Annotated in this window: 1 protein-coding gene; it reads left to right on the top strand. The window is 66.5% G+C overall.

Annotated features, from left to right (window positions below; all coding sequences use genetic code 11):
- On the top strand, positions 1 to 385 hold a 385-nt coding region (locus tag P3H15_RS54690; protein ID WP_276144916.1), incomplete at both ends, for a condensation domain-containing protein.

The following is a 385-nucleotide window of genomic DNA, read 5'->3' as shown; positions in this document are numbered from 1 at the left end:
TACGCCGACTACACCCTGTGGCAACGCGAACTCCTCGGCTCCGACGACGACCCGACCTCGATACTCGCACAACAGCTGACATACTGGCGTACGACGTTGGCTGGTCTACCGGAACAGCTCGAACTGCCCGGGAAGCGCACCCGGCCCAATGCGTCGCAACGTGGACGAACACACGCGTTCACCATCGACGCACGCACCCACGGCGCGGCAGCCGCACTGGCGCGACAGCACACCGCGACGTTGTTCATGGTGTTGCACACCGCGTTCGCGGTGTTCCTGGCCCGGATGTCGGGCACCGACGATATCGCGATCGGCACCCCTGTCGCCGGCCGCGGCGACCCCGCCCTCGACGACCTGGTCGGCATGTTCGTCAACACCCTCGCAC

This window comes from Rhodococcus sp. T2V (genome assembly GCF_029269925.1).
Classification (GTDB): Bacteria; Actinomycetota; Actinomycetes; order Mycobacteriales; family Mycobacteriaceae; genus Rhodococcus_F; species Rhodococcus_F koreensis.
The sequence above is the reverse complement of the archived record's forward strand: the minus strand, read 5'-3'. Positions and strand labels throughout refer to the sequence as shown.